Source organism: Streptomyces sp. NPDC008092 (genome assembly GCF_042957285.1).
Classification (GTDB): domain Bacteria; phylum Actinomycetota; class Actinomycetes; order Streptomycetales; family Streptomycetaceae; genus Streptomyces.
The window spans coordinates 615296-634174 of sequence record NZ_JBIBHY010000005.1 but is presented as its reverse complement, the minus strand read 5'-3'; the positions used below and the strand labels follow the sequence as shown (position 1 = coordinate 634174).

Annotated in this window: 18 protein-coding genes; 12 read left to right on the top strand and 6 right to left on the bottom strand. The window is 67.7% G+C overall.

Annotated elements, in window-relative coordinates; translation table 11 throughout:
- Positions 1–244: 244 nt before the first annotated feature.
- Entirely contained in the window at positions 245–823 is a 579-nt protein-coding gene (locus tag ACFZB3_RS19285) for a hypothetical protein (protein ID WP_391376818.1), read from the top strand.
- A gap of 274 nt (positions 824–1097) precedes the next feature.
- On the opposite strand, the gene ACFZB3_RS19280 is transcribed toward ACFZB3_RS19285, so the two are convergent.
- Positions 1098–3134 carry an AAA family ATPase gene (locus tag ACFZB3_RS19280; RefSeq protein ID WP_391376817.1) on the bottom strand — a complete coding sequence of 679 codons (2037 nt, stop codon included), beginning with the start codon at positions 3132–3134 and terminating at the stop codon, positions 1098–1100.
- A 770-nt stretch (positions 3135–3904) separates the two neighbouring features.
- Here ACFZB3_RS19280 and ACFZB3_RS19275 point away from each other — a divergent pair.
- The 3 genes from ACFZB3_RS19275 to ACFZB3_RS19265 all read left to right on the top strand — a co-directional run bounded on the left by ACFZB3_RS19275 (position 3905) and on the right by ACFZB3_RS19265 (position 6448).
- Entirely contained in the window at positions 3905–4393 is a 489-nt protein-coding gene (locus ACFZB3_RS19275) for a GIY-YIG nuclease family protein (RefSeq protein WP_391376816.1), read from the top strand.
- 321 nt (positions 4394–4714) lie between these two features.
- On the top strand, positions 4715–5896 hold the full coding sequence (locus ACFZB3_RS19270; protein WP_391376815.1) for a CapA family protein: 1182 nt from the start codon (positions 4715–4717) through the stop codon (positions 5894–5896).
- 186 nt (positions 5897–6082) lie between these two features.
- Positions 6083–6448 carry a hypothetical protein gene (locus tag ACFZB3_RS19265; protein ID WP_391376814.1) on the top strand — a complete coding sequence of 122 codons (366 nt, stop codon included), beginning with the start codon at positions 6083–6085 and terminating at the stop codon, positions 6446–6448.
- Here ACFZB3_RS19265 and ACFZB3_RS19260 read toward each other — a convergent pair.
- Positions 6445–7743 carry a lanthionine synthetase LanC family protein gene (locus tag ACFZB3_RS19260; protein ID WP_391376813.1) on the bottom strand — a complete coding sequence of 433 codons (1299 nt, stop codon included), beginning with the start codon at positions 7741–7743 and terminating at the stop codon, positions 6445–6447. The genes ACFZB3_RS19265 and ACFZB3_RS19260 overlap by 4 nt on opposite strands.
- Positions 7744–7923: 180 nt before the next feature.
- On the opposite strand from ACFZB3_RS19260, the gene ACFZB3_RS19255 reads away from it, so the two are divergent.
- The gene (locus ACFZB3_RS19255) at positions 7924–8925 is read left to right on the top strand and encodes an alpha/beta fold hydrolase (protein WP_391376812.1); all 1002 of its coding nucleotides are present in this window, start codon (positions 7924–7926) and stop codon (positions 8923–8925) included.
- A gap of 102 nt (positions 8926–9027) precedes the next feature.
- On the opposite strand, the gene ACFZB3_RS19250 is transcribed toward ACFZB3_RS19255, so the two are convergent.
- The 3 genes from ACFZB3_RS19250 to phoU form a co-directional block, all read right to left on the bottom strand.
- Complete coding sequence (locus ACFZB3_RS19250; protein WP_391376811.1) at positions 9028–9276, bottom strand: SCO4226 family nickel-binding protein; 249 nt, start codon at positions 9274–9276, stop codon at positions 9028–9030.
- A gap of 149 nt (positions 9277–9425) precedes the next feature.
- On the bottom strand, positions 9426–9581 hold the full coding sequence (locus ACFZB3_RS19245; protein ID WP_177233040.1) for a hypothetical protein: 156 nt from the start codon (positions 9579–9581) through the stop codon (positions 9426–9428).
- Between the two features lie 156 nt (positions 9582–9737).
- A complete protein-coding gene (gene phoU / locus ACFZB3_RS19240) occupies positions 9738–10427 on the bottom strand; it encodes a phosphate signaling complex protein PhoU (protein ID WP_351703228.1) in 690 nt (229 codons plus the stop codon).
- A 222-nt stretch (positions 10428–10649) separates the two neighbouring features.
- On the opposite strand from phoU, the gene ACFZB3_RS19235 reads away from it, so the two are divergent.
- Together ACFZB3_RS19235 and ACFZB3_RS19230 are read left to right on the top strand one after the other, a co-directional pair.
- Positions 10650–11906, top strand: a complete 1257-nt coding sequence (locus ACFZB3_RS19235; protein WP_391376810.1) for an ATP-binding protein — start codon at positions 10650–10652, stop codon at positions 11904–11906.
- Positions 11903–12583, top strand: coding sequence for a response regulator transcription factor (locus tag ACFZB3_RS19230; RefSeq protein ID WP_010358452.1), 681 nt, complete (start codon positions 11903–11905; stop codon positions 12581–12583). Before ACFZB3_RS19235 ends, ACFZB3_RS19230 begins: the two co-directional genes overlap by 4 nt.
- A 305-nt stretch (positions 12584–12888) precedes the next feature.
- Here ACFZB3_RS19230 and ACFZB3_RS19225 read toward each other — a convergent pair whose 3' ends face one another.
- Positions 12889–13572, bottom strand: a complete 684-nt coding sequence (locus tag ACFZB3_RS19225; protein ID WP_391376809.1) for a DUF461 domain-containing protein — start codon at positions 13570–13572, stop codon at positions 12889–12891.
- 648 nt (positions 13573–14220) lie between these two features.
- On the opposite strand from ACFZB3_RS19225, the gene ACFZB3_RS19220 reads away from it, so the two are divergent.
- From ACFZB3_RS19220 to rlmB, 5 genes are all read left to right on the top strand, one after another.
- Positions 14221–14703 (top strand): CarD family transcriptional regulator, encoded by a 483-nt coding sequence (locus ACFZB3_RS19220; protein WP_003953493.1) that lies wholly within the window; start codon positions 14221–14223, stop codon positions 14701–14703.
- 274 nt (positions 14704–14977) lie between these two features.
- Positions 14978–15754: a 2-C-methyl-D-erythritol 4-phosphate cytidylyltransferase gene (gene ispD, locus ACFZB3_RS19215; RefSeq protein ID WP_391376808.1), complete on the top strand. Its 777-nt coding sequence runs from the start codon at positions 14978–14980 to the stop codon at positions 15752–15754.
- Positions 15744–16238: a 2-C-methyl-D-erythritol 2,4-cyclodiphosphate synthase gene (ispF, locus tag ACFZB3_RS19210; protein WP_391376807.1), complete on the top strand. Its 495-nt coding sequence runs from the start codon at positions 15744–15746 to the stop codon at positions 16236–16238. Before ispD ends, ispF begins: the two co-directional genes overlap by 11 nt.
- A 117-nt stretch (positions 16239–16355) precedes the next feature.
- Complete coding sequence (cysS, locus tag ACFZB3_RS19205; RefSeq protein WP_391376806.1) at positions 16356–17753, top strand: cysteine--tRNA ligase; 1398 nt, start codon at positions 16356–16358, stop codon at positions 17751–17753.
- Between the two features lie 99 nt (positions 17754–17852).
- Entirely contained in the window at positions 17853–18794 is a 942-nt protein-coding gene (gene rlmB / locus ACFZB3_RS19200; protein ID WP_391376805.1) for a 23S rRNA (guanosine(2251)-2'-O)-methyltransferase RlmB, read from the top strand.
- Positions 18795–18879: the final 85 nt, after the last annotated feature.

Sequence of the window (18879 nt, the reverse complement as noted above, 5' to 3'; positions counted from 1 at the left end):
GAATCGCGATCAGAATCTGGGCCTTGGTCGGCCCGTTGCCCTGATCGTTCTCCGTCTCTTCAGGCTCTCGCTTCCCTGCCATGTCTCACTTCCCGTCAGGTGGTGCGCAACCCCGATGTGTTCGGGGCCTCCGGCTCTTGAGTCCGAAGCCTGGAAGGACTGGAAGTGGACAGCCGAAGCATATCCGGCGACATCGACAGCAGGTGGGTACACCGGGGCTTAACTGTCCACCTATCGTGGACGCGTGACGCAGGAAGCTGTAGAAAATTCATCGCTCGCCGAGCCGCCAAAGACACCCTTCGAGCCCGCTAAGCCCTGGCCGTGGGTGTCGTACGAGGATCCGGCATGGGCGGAGGAGCCCTGGGAGGTCATGTCCGACGAAGACCTCGCTGATGCGGCGGTGCGCTTCGCAATCCGCTACATCGTCGGGGGCGGGGACTTCAGGACCGTTGAAGCGGCAGCCCTGGTGGAGGATGCGGCGAAGCGAGTTGCTGCTGATGTCGTGGCCGAAGCCCGTACGCAGCGGTACTCCTGGGGAAGAATTGCGCAGCCCTTCGGCGTCGGCAGGACGGCCGTTCAGAAGCGCTTCGGCGCGTGGCCGACTCCTGAGCGGGCTCGGGCCCTGGAAGACCAGTATCTCAGGATGGGGGACTACCTGAGGAGTGCGGAACTGAATCCGGGGACGTACGACAACGAGGACGAAGTACGCGAGACTCGCAGCCGCTGCATCCGCCGGCGCCGAGGGTATGCGCTTGACCCGTTTGATCAACTACACAAGGTCTTGCCGCGCCGCCGCAGGAAGCCTCAGCCAACGAGCGAGTAGATTTGTCAAGAGGACAGCGCAGCGCTGACACCAGCGGCTGAACCAACAGGCACGAACAGCAGCGGTCGGTGCCGGACCTCGACGAACGATTGACCGAGGCGCAGGCCCGGTTGACCGAAGTCGACGATCCCCCATGATCGACCTGATAAGGATGAGGCCAGAACTCAGAGCCTGCATCGGGCACGGTGCGCCGTTCCTAGTGATGGGCGGCGCACCGTCGACCAGACTGAATCATCAAGACTTCGCCAACTAAGCGGGTTCTCAAAAGAGCGGGCTACAGCTTGATATTGGATATACAGCTTTGCAATCCGCACTCTTTCCCCTCATTGACCCACCTCCGGCAGTTCGGGCAGCGAATAGCAGAATAGAGATCCAAAACCGCCTTACCGAAATGCTGAGCTTCATTCATGCTCAACTCAAGCACCTTCGGGTCAGAATGCGCCGCCAAATTCCGCAGAGACCGATCAGCTGCCAGGTTCTTGATTTGCGGCTCAAGGCGCGTAGTTCGCAGCGAAGCCTCTGTAGCAGACCAAAGGTCGGCAAGCATGTGTCGACCGTCCCTCTTGTACGGGACCATAAGACTGAACCGCGCGCACAGCTCTCTGCAGAGATTTTCTAGGAGTGGGCCCGCACGACCAACAATTCCCTCCGGTTCGCCGTGGTCTAGCATAAATAGGAGGTCTTTTGAGAGCACATCCACGCCCGGAGGTTGAAAAATCGGCCCCTCGACGGAATCCCACGATCTAATCTGATGCTCAACGAACCTATGTCCATGTGCATTGAATAGAGATCGCAACCGTTCCATCCAGAGCCTGTCGTGGACAGTAAAAATTAGCTGCCAGTCATGCAAATTGCCCAAGAGGTGGTTAACGAAGTCCTGCCGTACGCCTGCGTCCACGCTTTGAAGGACATCATCAAGAATGAGGATCCTTGCCTGTCCGTGCTCAGCAGCTTTTTTCGCGACAGAGGTAAAGAAGAGCAAGGCCAAGAGGTCTCTATAGGCCTCTGAAAAGATTTGTTGCGGGAAACAGCTTCGCCCGTCGCTTAGCCCCACACGGATATCGAGCGAGAGCGGTCCAGACCTGCCAAACAAGATGTCAATCCGTTCAACAGGATGCTCTCGACATATCTCCTTGAAGGCCTGAGTTATCTCGTCCGCAACCCCTTGCAAGGCCACCTTCAGCAAATCAACTTGATCTCGATGGAGGGCAGGGTTGAGTAGATTATCTTTTGCCGCTACCTGCTTCTTTATGCTTCGCATTTCCGAGTGAACCTGAAATAGGCTCCTAATCGCGCGAGCAAGCTCTGGATCCAACCTTTCCCAGCCGCGATTCTGTTGGAATTTGTGCGGTGTCTGCTCTTTGTAGATTTTCTCCTGTACCACCTTGCTGAAACCTTCTCGACTATCGACATCATCGGGCTTGACTCCCAGGAGGGGCGCAAGGCGCTCCGCATAGGCGGTTCGCTTGATGCGAAGCTCCGTCAGAGTAGATTCCAAGCGATGTGCGGCTTCATCTGGACGGATCGCCAAGGTCTCGGCGCTTGCGGGAAAGTAGTCCAACAGGATGGTGCCTCGACTTAGCGCTCCCGTGTCGAGGAAGCGAAGAATGTCGGCCCTCTGAATAGTAATGGGAGCAAGGCGAAATCCCGGCCGTACCGTCAGCGGGTCAGCTGCAGTGGTGCCGCCGACGTTGGTTACAACTTCTCGTCGCACTTGAGTGCCATCCGAAAGTTCCACCAGGGCCCAATTACTGGAGTCACTAGAGAAAGACCGCAACGCTGGCGAAACGGGCGAGTCATAAAGTGTCGAACGTCCGATTCTTCCTTGAAGGGCGAACTCAATCGAATCCACAATGGTGGATTTACCAGTTCCATTCTCGCCAAAAATCAAGGAGGAAACGGGTTCCCTCTTCAGCAGGAAGGGGATTTTCAGAGATCCCGGAGCACCTCTGATTCCGAAAAGCTCAACTCCTCTAATTCTTACTTCGCTGTCTGAGCGATCGTAGGCGACCTGAAGACTTAGGCGATTGGCCTGTTTCTGTTGCTCGCTGGCTGCGACAGCAAGGAGGTCCGCAGCCGACTCACCATCCTCCAGCGGGGCGAACTCTGGAAGTATAAATAGATCCTTCCTGGATCCCATCACCCTGGCATCCTTAAGGATGTTGCCGACCCTGGATGCATCAAAGCCAGGACCAAGAAAGTGCAACCAGTCCGGCGAGTCCGTTTTGGTTTCTTCCAGTATTCTTTGAATCTCGCCACGAATGAAACGGGGAATCCTGACGCCTTCGCAACATTTTTCGGCCAGCTCCAAAGCGGCGCGCCTGACTTCCGGTGTAGCGTAAGTGCGACTCCGGGCGACATAGAAGCACGCAAAACACATTTGAGTCATTGACTCAATCAATCTATGTGGATCACGAAGTTTTACGGCATCGTTCGCTAGGCGATCGGCATGAAAGAAAAGCAGCTGAACCTGGTCTCGTCCCTGTACCTTCCGCTTCCTGATTGCCGTTCGAATGGCTTCATCTTCGACATTTTCCCATTGTGTGATGAGGGGCCGCGGAATCGGAGATATTCTTTTGCGTGATCGGATAATTGAAAGTAGCCGATTGGTCACCTCTGTCAATGCAGCGACATCTTTTTCGGAATTATCCGCATTAGTGTTCCGATTTTGCACAGACTCTCCGATTCGCCCTATCCAACGTCTCTGTGAGGACACGACTTCCCGCAGTGGCTCGCCAAGGCCCTCTGTGTCGATATTGCATGATCGAAGATGCTGTGTCCGGCGAACACTGCACCAAGCACTCAGGAGCGGAAGTTTGATGCTGTTGGTGCCCTGAAGCGGAGTTGCCGCTGTAGAGAGGTACCCAGCAAGACACGCTGTTACCGTGCAGTTCGGCAGGGCTTCCGCAACTGCGGCACCCAAGCCTCCCAAGCTGATGTCAAGTAGCTGTACCGGTCAGAGATGTCCTGTCAGCGGCCGACCAGTAGCCTGCAACGATCAGCCGTGGCACGCCTGGAGGCTTCGTGGAAGCTACCGCTCTCGTCAGTCCTGATCGGTTGTGGTCAGCGCAGGAGGTCTTGATGCGCCCGAGCCCTGTCCCAGCGGCGGCAGGAGTCTACGGGTGGCACTTCAAACAGTCTCCCTATACAGGCCTGGACGCCGGGCGCCTTCTGTATGTCGGGATAGCCCCGCGGCACATGGCGAACCGCGCCAGCACCCAGAACCTGCGCAAGCGCGTGCGTTACCACTACCGGGGTAACGCGGCCGGCTCAACGCTGCGGCTCACCCTCGGATGTCTGCTCGGACTTGAGCTGCGTCGCGTGGGCAGCGGTAAGCGGATGACCTTCGGCAAGTCCGGCGAAGCCAGCCTGAGCCAGTGGATGGCGGACAACGCGCGAGTGTGCTGGATCGAGCAGAGCGAACCATGGGACCTGGAGTCCCAGCTCATCTCTCAGCTCGACCTACCGTTGAACCTCGACCAGAACCGCCGCAACGCGTTTCACAGTCGCCTGAAGGAGCTACGGGCCCAAGCACGCCATCGAGCCCGAGAGTTGCCCATCAGCGCGTAGGCCGCCGAACGGGCCGCCGCGCCCTTGTCTGGGCCGTCCCTGGGCCGTCCGAGGCCGCTCGACAGTAGCCAAGGACGACCAACGACGACCAACAGAAGGACGAGCCCACCACTCCTGACCAGCAAAAACCCAGCTCACCAAGATCCCGGACAAGACCCAGGGCAAGAAGAAGTAACCCGACGCCGACAAGCCCCCGACCTGCTGTGTTCCGGCAGGGTGGGGGCTTCTTGGTGTCGTGGGCCGGTTGCTGCAGTCCGCCTCCGGAACACGCCGTCGATAACCCTCCGTCAAATAGAGATGCACGCTTCGTAATATGACCAAATGATCAGGTCAGTCGGATGGCGTCCCCGGCCGCGGCGCGAGCGGCAGCAGACGGTGCGCCGGCGCCGCCTGTTCGCCCTCGGTCTGGTCGGGGTCGGCGCGGTGGCTGTCGCGGCGTGCGTGCTCCGCGGCGGCTCCGAGGATGCGACCTCCGGTGGTGCCGCCCAACCCGTCCCGCTGACGACGAGGACCGCGCCGTCCGGTGCTCCGGCGCCGCCGCACCGCCCGGCCGGCAACGTGCGGATCGCCGCCGTGGGAGACATCGTCATGGGCTCGCTGCCGGACGACCTGCCACCGGATGACGGCGCCTCGTTCTTCGACCCGGTCGAGGGCCTGCTCACGGGCGATGTGGTGCTCGGGAACCTGGAGGGCACGCTCACCACCAGCGGTGACAGCAAGTGCGAGTACATCGACGGCCCGAACTGCTTCGCGTTCCACGCCCCGCCGTCCTACGGCCGTCGGCTCAAGGACGCCGGGTTCACCGTCCTGAACACCGCGAACAACCACATCGACGACTTCGGGGCGGAGGGGCGGCGCGACACGTTCGCCGCGCTGCGCTCCGTGGACCTGCCGTTCACCGGCCGCCTGGGCCAGATCACCGTCCAGCGGGTACACGGCATCAGGGTCGCACTGATCGGGTTCGCTCCCGACCGAGGGGCGAACGACCTCACCGACATTCCCGCCGCACAGCGACTCACCGCCCGCGCCGCGGCGATGGCGGACGTCGTGATCGTCACCATGCACGCCGGCGCCGAGGGTTCGGACCGCACCCACGTGGAACCCGGCACCGAGTACTTCCTCGGCGAGGACCGCGGCGACAGCTACCGCTTCAGCCGCGCGGTGATCGACGCCGGCGCCGACCTCGTCGTGGGCAGCGGCCCGCACGTGATGCGGGGAATGGAGTTCTACAAGGGCCGGCTGATCGCCTACAGCCTGGGGAACTTCTCCGGCTACAAGGTGCTCGGCCTCGGCGGCACTCTCTCGACCAGCGGCGTCCTCCAGGTCACCCTCGGCGCCGACGGCACCTACGTGTCCGGGCGCCTGAACCCGACCCGGATCGTGGCCCCCGGCACGCCGGAGCCGGGCGGCGATGCGATCGACCTCGTCTCCACCATGTCGGAGGAGGACTTCGGCCCGAACGCCGCGCACATCTCGGATGACGGGATTATCCGGCGGCCTTAGGCGGGCGGCCCAGCCATGCCTACCGGGCGTTCCCGCGGCCCGTCCCTGAACTGATCGCGGGACTGGCCGGGTTGCAGGGCACCCATGCCTGACTGCGGTCGATCGGCCGGTCGCAGACGTGCGCACCACGGACGCCGGGAGTTCCCGGGAGCCGCCGTTGTCAGACCCATCCGGCATGCTCTGCCCATGCTGATTGCGAGGAACGGCAGGGGGCGCGTGGTGGAGTGGCCCTCGGCGCCGGCTATGGACACGATGCTCGCCGAGCTGCGGCAGGGCGACTACATGATTCTTGAGCGGAAGGACGAGGAGCGTGACGGTGACTGGTATGTCCAGGTGCTGTTCCGTGACGACGGCACCTACCAGCTGGAGTACCGGGACGGTGTTCCCGCGGAGCACTACCAGACCGTGACCGCCTCCCGGGAGAAGGCGTGTGAGGCTCTCGTGGACTGGGCGGCCGGGAAGCCGGGCTGGCGGGAGGGCTTCGAGTGGAACAACCTCGGCGCCATGTTCGCCGCCCCGGTCGTCAAGGCCGAGGACCTGCCCGCCACCTAGTTCACGCCGTCGGGGGAGGGACTTCTCCTGGGCGGAGCGTGGTCCGGCCAGGTGAACGTGTAGTCGGGGTCGGCTGGGGTGCGGTGCAGGCGTACGAAGCGGAGGAGTTCGCGGACGATGCCGGCGTTGCCCATGGCCCAGCCGGTGCAGGGTTCGAGGGCGGTGGGGGCGGCCCGGTGTTCGGTGTTGGACCAGCGGGCGCCGGCGCTGTCGCGGGTCGCGTGGGTGGTGAGGTCCGTGACGAGGAGGCCGGCGAAGCCGTCCCCGTTCCCGTCCTGCTGCTCGGCGTCCTGCTGCTCGGCGATCCGGTCGCAGGCCAGGGCGAGGATGCCCGCGGTGCCGCAGCAGCGGCCGTTGTTGTCCCAGAAGCCGGGGCGCAGCCGCCGGGGCAGGCCGGAGTGGGTGACCGTGTGCCAGCAGCGGTCGGCGAGGGCGGTCCAGGCGGGGTCGGCGGTGAGGTCCCGCAGCAGCCGGAAGACCTGCGCGTCCCCGGCCGGGCCGTGGCACCAGCCGTAGCTGATCGGCTCGATCAGTTCGGGGCGGTACTGAGGGGTGGAGTGCCGTACCAGGAACCCCTCCGGCCCCGCTTCGTCGCGCGATACGACGTCCGCGGCGCCGGCCAGGGCCAGTTCGAGCAGGTCCGTCCGTCCGGTGGCGTCGCCGACGCGGGCGAGCGCCAGGACGATGCCGAGCGTGCCGTGCGAGATATGGTGCAGCCGGGAGTCGGTACCCGTGCGGTGGGGCCAGTGGACGCCGGCCGCAGTCCGTTCCGCCGTGCGGAGATAGGGCTCCAGGGCGAGCACGGCCAGCTCGGGGTCGCCGGACAGCAGGGCGCCCAGGCCGATGCCCGCGTTGCCGCCCATCAGCTCGAACAGGTCGCCCCAGCGGGTGCCGTCGAAGCGCGACCGCACGATGTGCAACGCGCGGTCGGCCGCGGCGCCGGCGGCCGCGTCGCCGAGTTCCTCGTGCACGGCCCGCAGGACGAGCGCCATTCCGGTACGGCCGAAGTACAGGGAGTCGTCGTCGAAGCCGTCGACGGAGTCCGCGAGGCTGCGGGCCGCGCGCAGGGCGGCGTCGGCGTAGGAGTCGTCGTCGAAGTGGCGCCAGGCGTCGAGGAGTACGGGGACGACTCCGGCCGTACCGGTGTAGAGCGTCGGGTTGAGGGTGTCGTCGGAGGGCCTCGTGGTCCAGGCCAGGCCGCCCTCGGGAGTCTCCCGCGCCGCCCCGGTCAGCCATCGCAGCCCGTCCACCGCGAGTTCCTCGACCTCGTCGATCGCTTCCGGTGCCGGCGTCATGGGGTCACCCTCGCATGATCCCCGGAGCGTGCCCAGGGGCCGACCGGCCGCGTGAGGTCGTGGTTTGCCGAATCGGCAAACGGGCTCGGCCTCCTGACGGGTGGCTTCGCATGATCTGTGGAGGGCCGGCGGTCACGTCGGCGGATCGGTGAGGCAGAAGGGCAAGGGAGGCGAGGGCGTATGGCAGCGCAGCATCGGGTGGTCTTCGCGGACGGACGGCGGATCCATCTCGTCGAGCAGGGGAGCGGGCCTCTCGTGCTGCTCGTGCACGGGTTTCCCGAGAGCTGGTACTCCTGGCGGCACCAGCTGCCGGCGCTCGCCGCGGCGGGGTACCGGGCGGTCGCCGTCGACGTGCGGGGGTACGGGCGCTCGTCCGGGCCGGCCGCGCCGGACGCGTACCGGATGGTCGAACTCGTGGCGGACAACGTCGAGGTCGTACGGGCTCTCGGCGAGGAGTCGGCGGTGGTCGTCGGGCACGACTGGGGCGCGGCCGTCGCCGCGAACTCCGCGCTGCTGAGGCCGGAGGTGTTCCGGGCCGTGGGACTGCTGAGTGTCCCGTACACGCCGCGTGGCGGGCCGCGGCCCAGTGACATCTTCGCGGGGATGAGAGGGACGGACGGGGACGGGGACGAGGGCGGGGGCGGGGGCGAGGAGTTCTACGTCTCGTACTTCCAGGAGCCCGGGCGTGCCGAGGCCGAGATCGAACCCGATGTGCGGGGCTGGCTCGCGGGGTTCTACGGCGCGCTGTCCGGCGACACCATGCCCGGACCCGGCGCCCCCGACCCGCACTTCGTCGGCCGAGGGGGCACGCTCCGGGAGCGGTTCCCCGCCGGACGGCTGCCCGAGTGGCTCGGTGAGCGGGACCTCGACGTCTACGCCGGGGAGTTCGAGCGCACCGGACTGACCGGGGCACTCAACCGGTACCGGAACATGGACCGCGACTGGGAGGACCTCGCGGCCTACGACGGCGCCCCGATCACCCAGCCGTCCCTGTTCGTCGGCGGCGGCCTCGACGCCTCCACGACCTGGCTGGCCGATGCCATCGAGGCGTACCCGGTCACCCTCCCGGGCCTGGTCTCCTCCCACATCCTCGACGGCTGCGGGCACTGGATCCAGCAGGAACGGCCCGACGAGGTCAACCGGCTGCTCGTCGACTGGCTGGCCGCGCTGCCCTCCGCCTGAAAGCGACCGAGGCGGCTGAAGCGACGGAGGCGATCGCAGCGATCGAGGCGGCTGCAGCGACCGAAGCGACCGAAGCGGCTGGATGTCGGTCCGCGGTATTCATCAGATCGACAACGGCACCTGGTGGATCTCGTCCGCCGGATGGCCCGCGCGTTCGTGGACGCGTTTGACCGCCTCGGCCGAGGGGGCCTCGGAGAGGCAGTAGACCTTGCCGGAGCCGGGGTCGGCCCAGGCGCGTTCGAAGTGGACGCCTTCCTCCTTCTCGACGGCGAGGTCGGCCTCGTGGGCCTTCTTCAGCTCGTCGGCGGTGATGCCCTTCATCCCGTGGTGGACGTCCATGTACTGCGGCATGGCTGCCACCTCCTTCGCGGTGTCGGTCCCACCTCCATGCTGCGCCCGCCGTCGCGGCACGGCATGCGAAGGGCCCCGGACCGGAGTCCGGGGCCCTTCGCCGTGGCGCACGTGCGCTCACGTGCGCCGACGTGTGCTGACGTGTCCGCTCAGCCGCACTGGCAGGGGCTGCCCGACTGGCAGCCGCAGCCGCAGCCCGAACCGCACCCGCAGGCGCCGATGACCAGCAGGTTCTTGATCTCGGCGGGCTGGTCGGTCTCGTGCTGCTGCGTGGGGTCGGGCGTGGTGCTGGGGGATTCGGCCATGGATCCCTCCTAGAGGTCCCTAGGTGCCCTGGATGCAGGGCGTGGTGCCTTTGCCCATTCCATGCCCGTTTCACTGGGCGCATCAACAGCGCACGGCGGCGCATGGTGGTGCCTCGCGCCCGCCCCGCACCTCGCGAGCCCCGCCCGCCCGGGCGGTTACGCCCCCTCGGCGCCCGTCACCGGCTGGATGTCGGGCTGCAGTTCGTCCGCGTGCTCGCCGGTGACCAGGAAGACGACGCGCTTGGCGACGGCGACCGCGTGGTCGGCGTACCGCTCGTAGTAGCGGCCGAGGAGGGTCACGTCGACGGCGGTCTCGATGCCGTGCTTCCAGCGGTCGTCCAGCAGGTGCTGGAAGATCGTGCGGTGCAGCAGGTCCATCTCGTCGTCGTCCTGCTCCAGCTGGAGGGCCAGGTCGACGTCCTTGGTGATGATGACCTCGGCGGCCTTGGCCATCAGGCGCTGGGCGAGCTGGCCCATCTCCAGGATGGTGGCGTGCAGGTCGTGCGGGATGGCGTTGGCCGGGTAGCGCAGCCGGGCCAGCTTCGCCACGTGCTGGGCGAGGTCGCCGGAGCGCTCCAGGTCGGCGGACATACGGAGCGAGGTGACGACGATCCGCAGGTCCGTCGCCACCGGCTGCTGGCGGGCGAGCAGGGCTATCGCGCGCGCCTCCAGGTCGTGGTGGAGTTCGTCCACCTTCTGGTCGGCCTCGATGACGCTCTCGGCGAGCTTGAGGTCGCCGTCGAGGATCGCCGTCGTGGCGCGTCCGATCGCCGATCCGACCAGGCGGGCCATGTCGACCAGGCTGTCGCCGATCGAATCGAGTTCCTCGTGGTACGCGTCCCGCATCAGGGTTCCCTCTCGTATGCGTGGTCCAGGGGTTCCGGGGGCCGGGGGCCGTGGCCGAAACCAGCTGCGAACCCCACGCTCCCACGTTCCGGTCCCTACGCGTCCGTTTCTGCCACCCCAAATGAACCAATACTGGCTCCAAGGTGAACTCTGGGCGACGAGTGTTCGAGCTGACACCTCGCGGACTGTGGGGATGTCGTACCCCCTGCTTAACCTGTTTGCATGGACGTGAACGCGGCGGTCGCCGCAGCGGCAGCGATCGCCGGGGTGCTTACCGGTGTCATCGCCATGCTGGCGTTCCGCTGGAGCGAACGCGACCAGAAGCGACCGACCAGGACTTCTCTGCACACCGACCCCGTGCTGCCCCCGGGTGTGGACACCGTACTGAGCGTGCTGCGCTCCTCCGCGGTCGTCCTCGACGAGGCGGACACGGTCGTCAAGGCCAGCTCGGCGGCATACGCCCTCGGACTCGTGCGCGGTGGCAAACTCGCCATCGAGCCGATGCTCGGGATGGCCCGCGACACCAGGCGGGACGGCGAGATACGACAGGTCGAGCTGGACCTCCCGAGGCGGGGGACCGGACGGGGCGAGGCCCTGGCCGTCTCCGCACGGGTGGCACCCCTCGGCTCCCGGCTCGTGCTGCTCCTCGTGGAGGACCTCACCGAGGCCCGCCGCATCGAGGCGGTACGGCGGGACTTCGTGGCGAATGTCAGTCACGAGCTGAAGACCCCGGTCGGCGCGCTCTCCCTGCTCTCCGAGGCCGTCATGGACGCCTCGGACGATCCGGAGGCCGTGCAGCGCTTCGCCGGTCGCATGCAGATCGAGGCCACGCGCCTGACCAACCTGGTCCAGGAGCTCATCGACCTGTCGAGAGTGCAGAACGACGACCCGCTGGAGGACGCCGAGCCCGTCCGGGTCGACGAGCTGGTCGCCGAGGCGATCGACCGGTGCCGGCACCAGGCCGGCACCAAGCAGATCACCATGGCCGCGGGCGGCACCGCCGACCTGCATGTCTGGGGCAACCGCGGCCAGCTCGCCGCCGCCCTCGGCAACCTGGTCGAGAACGCCGTGAACTACTCCCCGGCCCGCACCCGGGTCGGGATAGCAGCCCGCCGGGTCAGCGCGACCGGCGGGGACATGATCGAGCTTGCCGTGACCGACCAGGGCATCGGCATCACCGACAAGGACAAGGAGCGCATCTTCGAGCGCTTCTACCGCGTCGACCCGGCCCGCTCGCGGGCCACCGGTGGCACCGGTCTCGGCCTCGCCATCGTCAAGCACGTGGTCGCCTCGCACGGCGGGGAGGTCACGGTGTGGAGCGCCGAGAACCAGGGCTCCACGTTCACCCTCAGGCTGCCGGAGGCGGGCGTGGCCCGCGACCGCGCGTCGCAGCACCCCGACCCCGACCTCGACGACGAGGCCGGTACCACCGAGTCATCCCCGTACGAACCGCTTCCCGCCCCGGAGGTCCTTCCGTGACCCGAGTGCTTGTCGTCGAGGACGAGGAGTCCTTCTCCGACGCCCTGTCGTACATGCTCCGCAAGGAGGGCTTCGAGGTCGCTGTGGCGGCCACGGGCCCCGACGGACTCGACGAGTTCGAGCGCAACGGCGCCGACCTCGTCCTCCTCGACCTGATGCTGCCCGGCCTGCCGGGCACCGAGGTCTGCCGCCAGCTGCGCGGCCGCTCCAACGTCCCCGTCATCATGGTGACGGCCAAGGACAGCGAGATCGACAAGGTTGTCGGGCTCGAAATAGGAGCCGATGACTACGTCACCAAGCCCTTCTCCTCCCGCGAACTGGTCGCCCGTATCCGGGCCGTCCTGCGCCGCCGCGGCGAGCCGGAGGAGGTCACGCCGGCCGCCCTCGAAGCGGGCCCGGTCCGCATGGACGTCGACCGCCACGTCGTGACGGTCTCCGGCTCCAAGGTCGACCTCCCCCTCAAGGAGTTCGACCTCCTGGAGATGCTGCTGCGCAACGCCGGCCGCGTGCTCACCCGTATGCAGCTCATCGACCGGGTCTGGGGCGCCGACTACGTCGGTGACACCAAGACCCTCGACGTCCACGTCAAGCGCCTGCGCGCGAAGATCGAGCCGGACCCGGGCGCGCCGCGGTATCTGGTGACGGTGCGTGGTCTCGGCTACAAGTTCGAGCCGTAAACACCGGCCTTGCGGCCGGCCGGCGACCGGAGTCCGGCGCAGCGCCCCGATGCCCGCGTGGCGGTGCGAGGGGTGCGAGGACGGGGTTCGGCCGGACCGCGGTGGCCCACTGCCCGTGCCGTCGTCCGTAGAGACGATCTGCGGGCCGGCGGGGGCGGGCCGCGCAGTTCCTCCCCCAGCCTTCGGCCGGGGGTACCCCCAGCGTCCCTGCGGGGGCGCGCACTCCGGCCTCGGAGCGTTCTCCTCAGTGCTGAAGGGCGGCACCCCTCGGGGTGCCGCCCTCCTGTGTGCTTCGGGGTGGCTGCTCAGCCCGCGTTCGTCGACTCCGAGGCCGAGTCGCTCGGGGTGGCGCTCTCGGACTCCTTGTTCTTCTTGCCCGCCTTGGCGCTCTCGCTCGCGGTCGAGCCCGCGGCCGGGGCGCCGGAGCCGGTGGCGGAGGCCGACGAGGAGGCGGACGCGGACGCCGAGGCGGACGGGACCGCGCTCGGGCCCCAGCCCGTGAAGAAGCTCTCGGCCGGCACGACGAACGCGCGCAGGCTGACGTCACCGGTCTTGCTGAAGGTGAACGTGATCTTCTGGGCGTTGCCGTCCTGGACCGCCTCGCGGCTGCTGCCCAGCACCGCCGAGGCGTTGTCCTTGCCGCCCAGGATCAGCCGGCCACCGCCGGGGATGGTCAGCGGCTGGGTCTTGGTGGCGTGCAGCTCGGCGGTCTTGCCGGTGCCGGCGACCACGATCGACTGCAGCGTCTCCGGCTCGGTGCCGGTGTTGAAGATGGTCGCGGAGACCACGGCCGGGCCGGTCGACGTGAGGTCGGGCTGGGTGATCACGGTCGCGTTCTGGACCTTGATGTCGCCGACAGTTGCCGCCGCGTTGTCCGGCTTGACCTCCAGCGTCTGGGAGTTGTTGCCCGCGCCGCAGGCGGAGAGCGCGGCGACGGAGAAGGCGATGGTGGAGGCGGCGAGGGCGCCGCGTCGAAGGCTGCTGCTCACGGCGGCGGCAACTCCTTGAACGCACGGGCGGCCCCCTATAAAGCCGCCCTAAGTGTCTGTCAGCGGCCTTAGGTTACCGAGCCGTTCCCGCTCGACCGCACCCGACCCTCCCCAAGCCCCGCGCTTCCCCCTGGCAGGGGGTACGCACGGGCATCCACAAGTGCCCCTTCGGCCACTTTGGAGCGGCTGGAGCGACGCGCGTCCGGCATTCACATAACCCGTCCACAACACCGCGCGCAAAATTTCCGTGAAGGAATGCGCGGCCACCTGGGAAATTGATCACGCACTGCTTCGGGTACGGCTTCACGTACCGTTCAGTCGGACGTTCGGCCGGACCCCGTGATCAATTCCGGAAACGGCCGGGATCCGGCTCCGGCAACCGAACGGAGTAGCGGAAGTCGTACGCTTGGAAGTGGACATATGGGGACGTTCGGCCGCTCGGGCGGGCGTCCGGATGTGTGTAACGTGCGCGTTTCACCTCGCCCGGAGAGCCGCTCCCACCTGCGAATACCTGCTTCCGGACAGCTCGCGAAGCACGTTCCTGTTGCTGTTGTCAAGCCCCGAGATATGCCCTGACCTGCGAAAACGCCATTCAGAACCGCCGGTTTCCGTGTTACCCTGGATAGCCACGGAAGGGGTACCTGTCACATGACGTTCAAGGTTGGCGACACCGTGGTCTATCCCCATCACGGGGCCGCGCTGATCGAGGCCATCGAAACTCGCCAGATCAAAGGCGTGGACAAGACCTACTTGGTGCTGAAGGTCGCCCAGGGTGACCTGACGGTACGTGTGCCAGCGGACAATGCGGAGTTCGTCGGCGTGCGTGATGTGGTCGGTCAGGACGGGCTGGACCGGGTCTTCGAGGTGCTGCGCGCGCCGTACGCCGAGGAGCCCACGAACTGGTCCCGTCGTTACAAGGCAAACCTGGAGAAGCTCGCCTCCGGCGATGTCATCAAGGTCGCGGAAGTCGTGCGTGACCTGTGGCGTCGTGAGCGCGAGCGCGGACTCTCCGCCGGTGAGAAGCGCATGCTCGCCAAGGCCCGCCAGATCCTGGTGAGCGAGCTCGCCCTCGCGGAGAACACCAACGAGGACAAGGCCGAGGCCCTGCTCGACGAGGTCCTCGCGTCCTGACGCAGACGCTGTCCGGCTCGGCACGCTGAAGCTCCGCACACCCGATATGCCGCGGTGCCCGATGACACTTTCCCTGTCGCCGGGCGCTGCGGCATGTTTGCGTACGCCTTCGGGGATGTCCCCGGTACCAGTCCGGGGAACCCCGGATACTAGGCGTGCCGGGCCCGGGCTGCTGGCTCGACCAGTGTCACGGAAGGGTCCGGTCAAGGCGTCGCGCCCGGCACTTCCCAGGCCATACCCACGCCAGGCCCGCACACAAACCTGACAGGAACCGATGTCTGACGATTCGCGTCCTTCGCGTACGGAACCGGGTGCGGAACCCCGTACCGCACTGCGCACGGCAGCCGTGATTCCCGCCGCCGGCCGGGGTGTACGGCTCGGCCCGGGCGCCCCCAAGGCGCTACGCGCGCTGAACGGCACGCCGATGCTCATCCACGCCGTACGCGCCCTCGCCGCCTCCCGCGCCGTCTCCCTGGTCGTCGTGGTGGCCCCGCCCGACGGCGCGCCCGAGGTCAAGTCCCTCCTCGACGCCCATGCGCTTCCCGACCGCACCGACTTCCTCGTCGTCCCCGGCGGCGAGTCCCGCCAGGAGTCGGTCAGGCTCGGCCTGGACGCGCTGCCCCCGGACTACGACATCGTCCTCGTCCACGACGCCGCCCGCCCGCTCGTCCCCGTCGACACGGTCGACGCGGTGATCCAGGCGGTCCGCGACGGCGCCCCGGCCGTGGTCCCGGCCCTTCCGCTCGCCGACACGGTGAAGGAGGTCGAGCCGGCCACCACCCCCGGCGACCCGGAGCCGGTGCTCGCCACCCCCGAGCGCGCCCGTCTGCGTGCCGTCCAGACCCCCCAGGGCTTCGACCGCCGCACCCTGGTGCGCGCCCACGAGACGGTCACCGAGAGCGTCACCGACGACGCCGGCATGGTCGAGCAGCTCGGCGACCGGGTCGTGGTCGTCCCCGGCCACGAGGAGGCCTTCAAGGTCACCCGCCCCCTCGACCTGGTCCTCGCGGAGGCGGTCCTGGCCCGCAGGAGGCTGAACGATGGCTTCTGAGCTGCCGCTGCTGCCCCGCGTGGGCATCGGCACCGACATCCACGCCTTCGAGGAGGGCCGCGACCTGTGGTGCGCCGGCCTGAAGTGGGAGGGCGAGGGCCCGGGGCTCGCCGGCCACTCGGACGCGGACGTCGTCGCCCATGCGGCGTGCAACGCCCTGTTCTCGGCGGCGGGGCTGGGTGACCTGGGGCAGCACTTCGGCACCGGTCGCCCGGAGTGGTCGGGTGCGTCCGGGGTGACCCTCCTGACGGAGGCCGCCCGTATCGTCCGGGCCGCCGGTTTCACCATCGGGAACGTCGCCGTGCAGGTCGTGGGGGAGCGTCCGAAGATCGGCAAGCGGCGGGACGAGGCCGAAAAGATCCTTTCCGACGCGGCGGGGGCCCCGGTTTCCGTCTCGGGGGCCACGACGGACGGCCTCGGATTCCCCGGCAGGGGAGAGGGCCTCATGGCTGTCGCAACGGCATTGGTCGTCAAGCGGGCGTAAGCGGTCCCACTCAAGGGGCGCGGGAAACTGCGCACTCGACCCCCACTGCCCGCACACGCCCACGGCACTGCACATACCGGTCCCACCCACTACTGTCGGCCCACTACCCTAGGTCCCGTGACTATTCGCCTGTACGACACCAACGCCCGGCAGATCCGTGACTTCGCCCCGCTCACGCCGGGTTGTGTCTCGATCTACCTCTGTGGTGCCACCGTGCAGGCGGCGCCCCACATCGGGCACATCCGGTCCGGCCTGAACTTCGACATCATGCGCCGCTGGTTCGAATACCGCGGCTACGACGTGACGTTCGTCCGGAACGTCACGGACATCGACGACAAGATCATCGCCAAGTCCGCCGACCAGGGCCGCCCCTGGTGGGCGATCGGCTACGAGAACGAGCGCGCGTTCAACGACGGCTACACCGCGCTCGGCTGCCTCCCGCCGACGTACGAGCCCCGGGCGACCGGGCACGTGCCGGAGATGATCGAGATGATGCGCGGGCTGATCGAGCGCGGGCACGCCTACGAGGCCGACGGCAACGTCTACTTCGACGTGCGCTCCTACCCGGACTACCTCCAGCTCTCCAACCAGGAGCTGGACAACCTCCGCCAGCCCGAGGGCGAGGGCGAGACCGGCAAGCGGGACCAGCGGGACTTCGCGCTCTGGAAGGCCGTCAAGCCGGGCGAGCCCAGCTGGGAGACGCCGTGGGGGCGCGGCCGGCCCGGCTGGCACCTGGAGTGCTCGGCGATGGCCCACAAGTACCTCGGCGAGGCCTTCGACATCCACGGCGGCGGCCTCGACCTGATCTTCCCGCACCACGAGAACGAGATCGCCCAGGCCAAGGCGTTCGGCGACGACTTCGCCCAGTACTGGGTGCACAACGCCTGGGTCACCATGAGCGGCGAGAAGATGTCGAAGTCCCTCGGGAACTCGGTGCTCGTCTCGGAGATGGTCAAGCACTGGCGCCCGATCGTGCTGCGCTACTACCTGGGCACCCCGCACTACCGCTCGATGATCGAGTACAGCGAGGAGTCGCTGCGCGAGGCCGAGCAGGCGTTCGCGCGGATCGACGGGTTCGCGCAGCGCGTGGTGGAGCTGGCCGGGGGAACCGTCGAGCCCTCGCCCGAGGTCCCGCCGGCCTTCGCCGAGGCGATGGACGACGACCTGGGCGTCCCGCAGGCCCTCGCGGTCGTGCACACCACCGTCCGGCAGGGCAACTCCGCCCTCGCCGCCGACGACAAGGAAGCCGCCGTCGCCCGCCTCGCCGAGGTCCGCGCCATGCTCGGCGTCCTCGGCCTGGACCCGCTGGCCCCGCACTGGTCCGGCGGCGCCGAGAAGGGCGAGGACCTGCACGGGGTCGTCGACGCGCTGGTGCGCCTCGTCCTCGACCAGCGCGAGTCCGCCCGCGGCCGCAAGGACTGGGCGACCGCCGACGCCATCCGCGACCAGCTGAACCAGTCCGGCCTCGCGATCGAGGACAGTCCGTCCGGCCCGCGCTGGACCCTCAAGTCCTAGCCGCCCCGGATCTGAAGATCAACTGTGCCGCCCGGCCCCCCGGGCGGCACACTGCATAAGACGTACGTACGAAACGAAGCTCACGGAGACGGGTAACTCATGGCAGCCAACAACCGCCGCATGTCCGGCAAGAAGGGCGCGCAGATCGGCAGTGGCGGCCAGCGGCGCCGGGGCCTGGAGGGCAAGGGGCCGACCCCGCCCGCCGAGATGCGCAAGGGACACAAGAAGAACCGCATCGCCACGGCCAAGGCCAAGCAGGTCCAGCGCCGTCCGGTGGCGCGCGGCCGGGGCGGCAAGGGCACGTCCGAGATGGTCGTCGGCCGCAACCCGGTCGTGGAGGCGCTGCGCGAGGGCGTCCCCGCCTCCACCCTCTACGTGCAGCAGTTCATCGACAACGACGAGCGGGTCCGCGAGGCCCTGCAGCTCGTGGCCGAGCGCGGCGGCATCAACCTCATGGAGGCCCCGCGCCCCGAGCTGGACCGCATGACCAACGGCCTCAACCACCAGGGCCTGGTCCTCCAGGTCCCGCCGTACGAGTACGCGCACCCCGAGGACCTGGCCGAGGCGGCCTACGACGACGGCGAGGACCCGCTGATCGTCGCCCTCGACGGGGTCACCGACCCGCGCAACCTGGGCGCCGTCGTCCGCTCGGTCTCCGCCTTCGGCGGCCACGGCGTGGTCGTCCCCGAGCGGCGCGCGGCCGGCATGACCGCCGGTGCCTGGAAGACGTCGGCCGGTACGGCGGCCCGTACGCCCGTCGCCCGCGCCACCAACCTGACCCGGGCCCTGGAGGCGTACAAGAAGGCCGGCATCGTGGTGGTCGGCCTCGCCGCGGACGGCGAGCGCGAGATCGGCGACCTGGAGGCCCTCGGCGGGCCCGTCGTCATCGTCGTCGGCAGCGAGGGCAAGGGCCTGTCCCGGCTGGTCGGCGAAACCTGCGACTTCCGGGTCCGGATCCCGATGCCGGGCGGTGCCGAGTCGCTCAACGCGGGTGTGGCGGCGGGGATCGTGCTGTACGAGGCGGCGCGCCGACGCGGGTGAACAGACGTCCGTAACCTCACCTGCACGGGTTAATTCGGGCGTCCGGGACATCCTTGACGGGGTCCGGACACATCCGGCCGGTCAA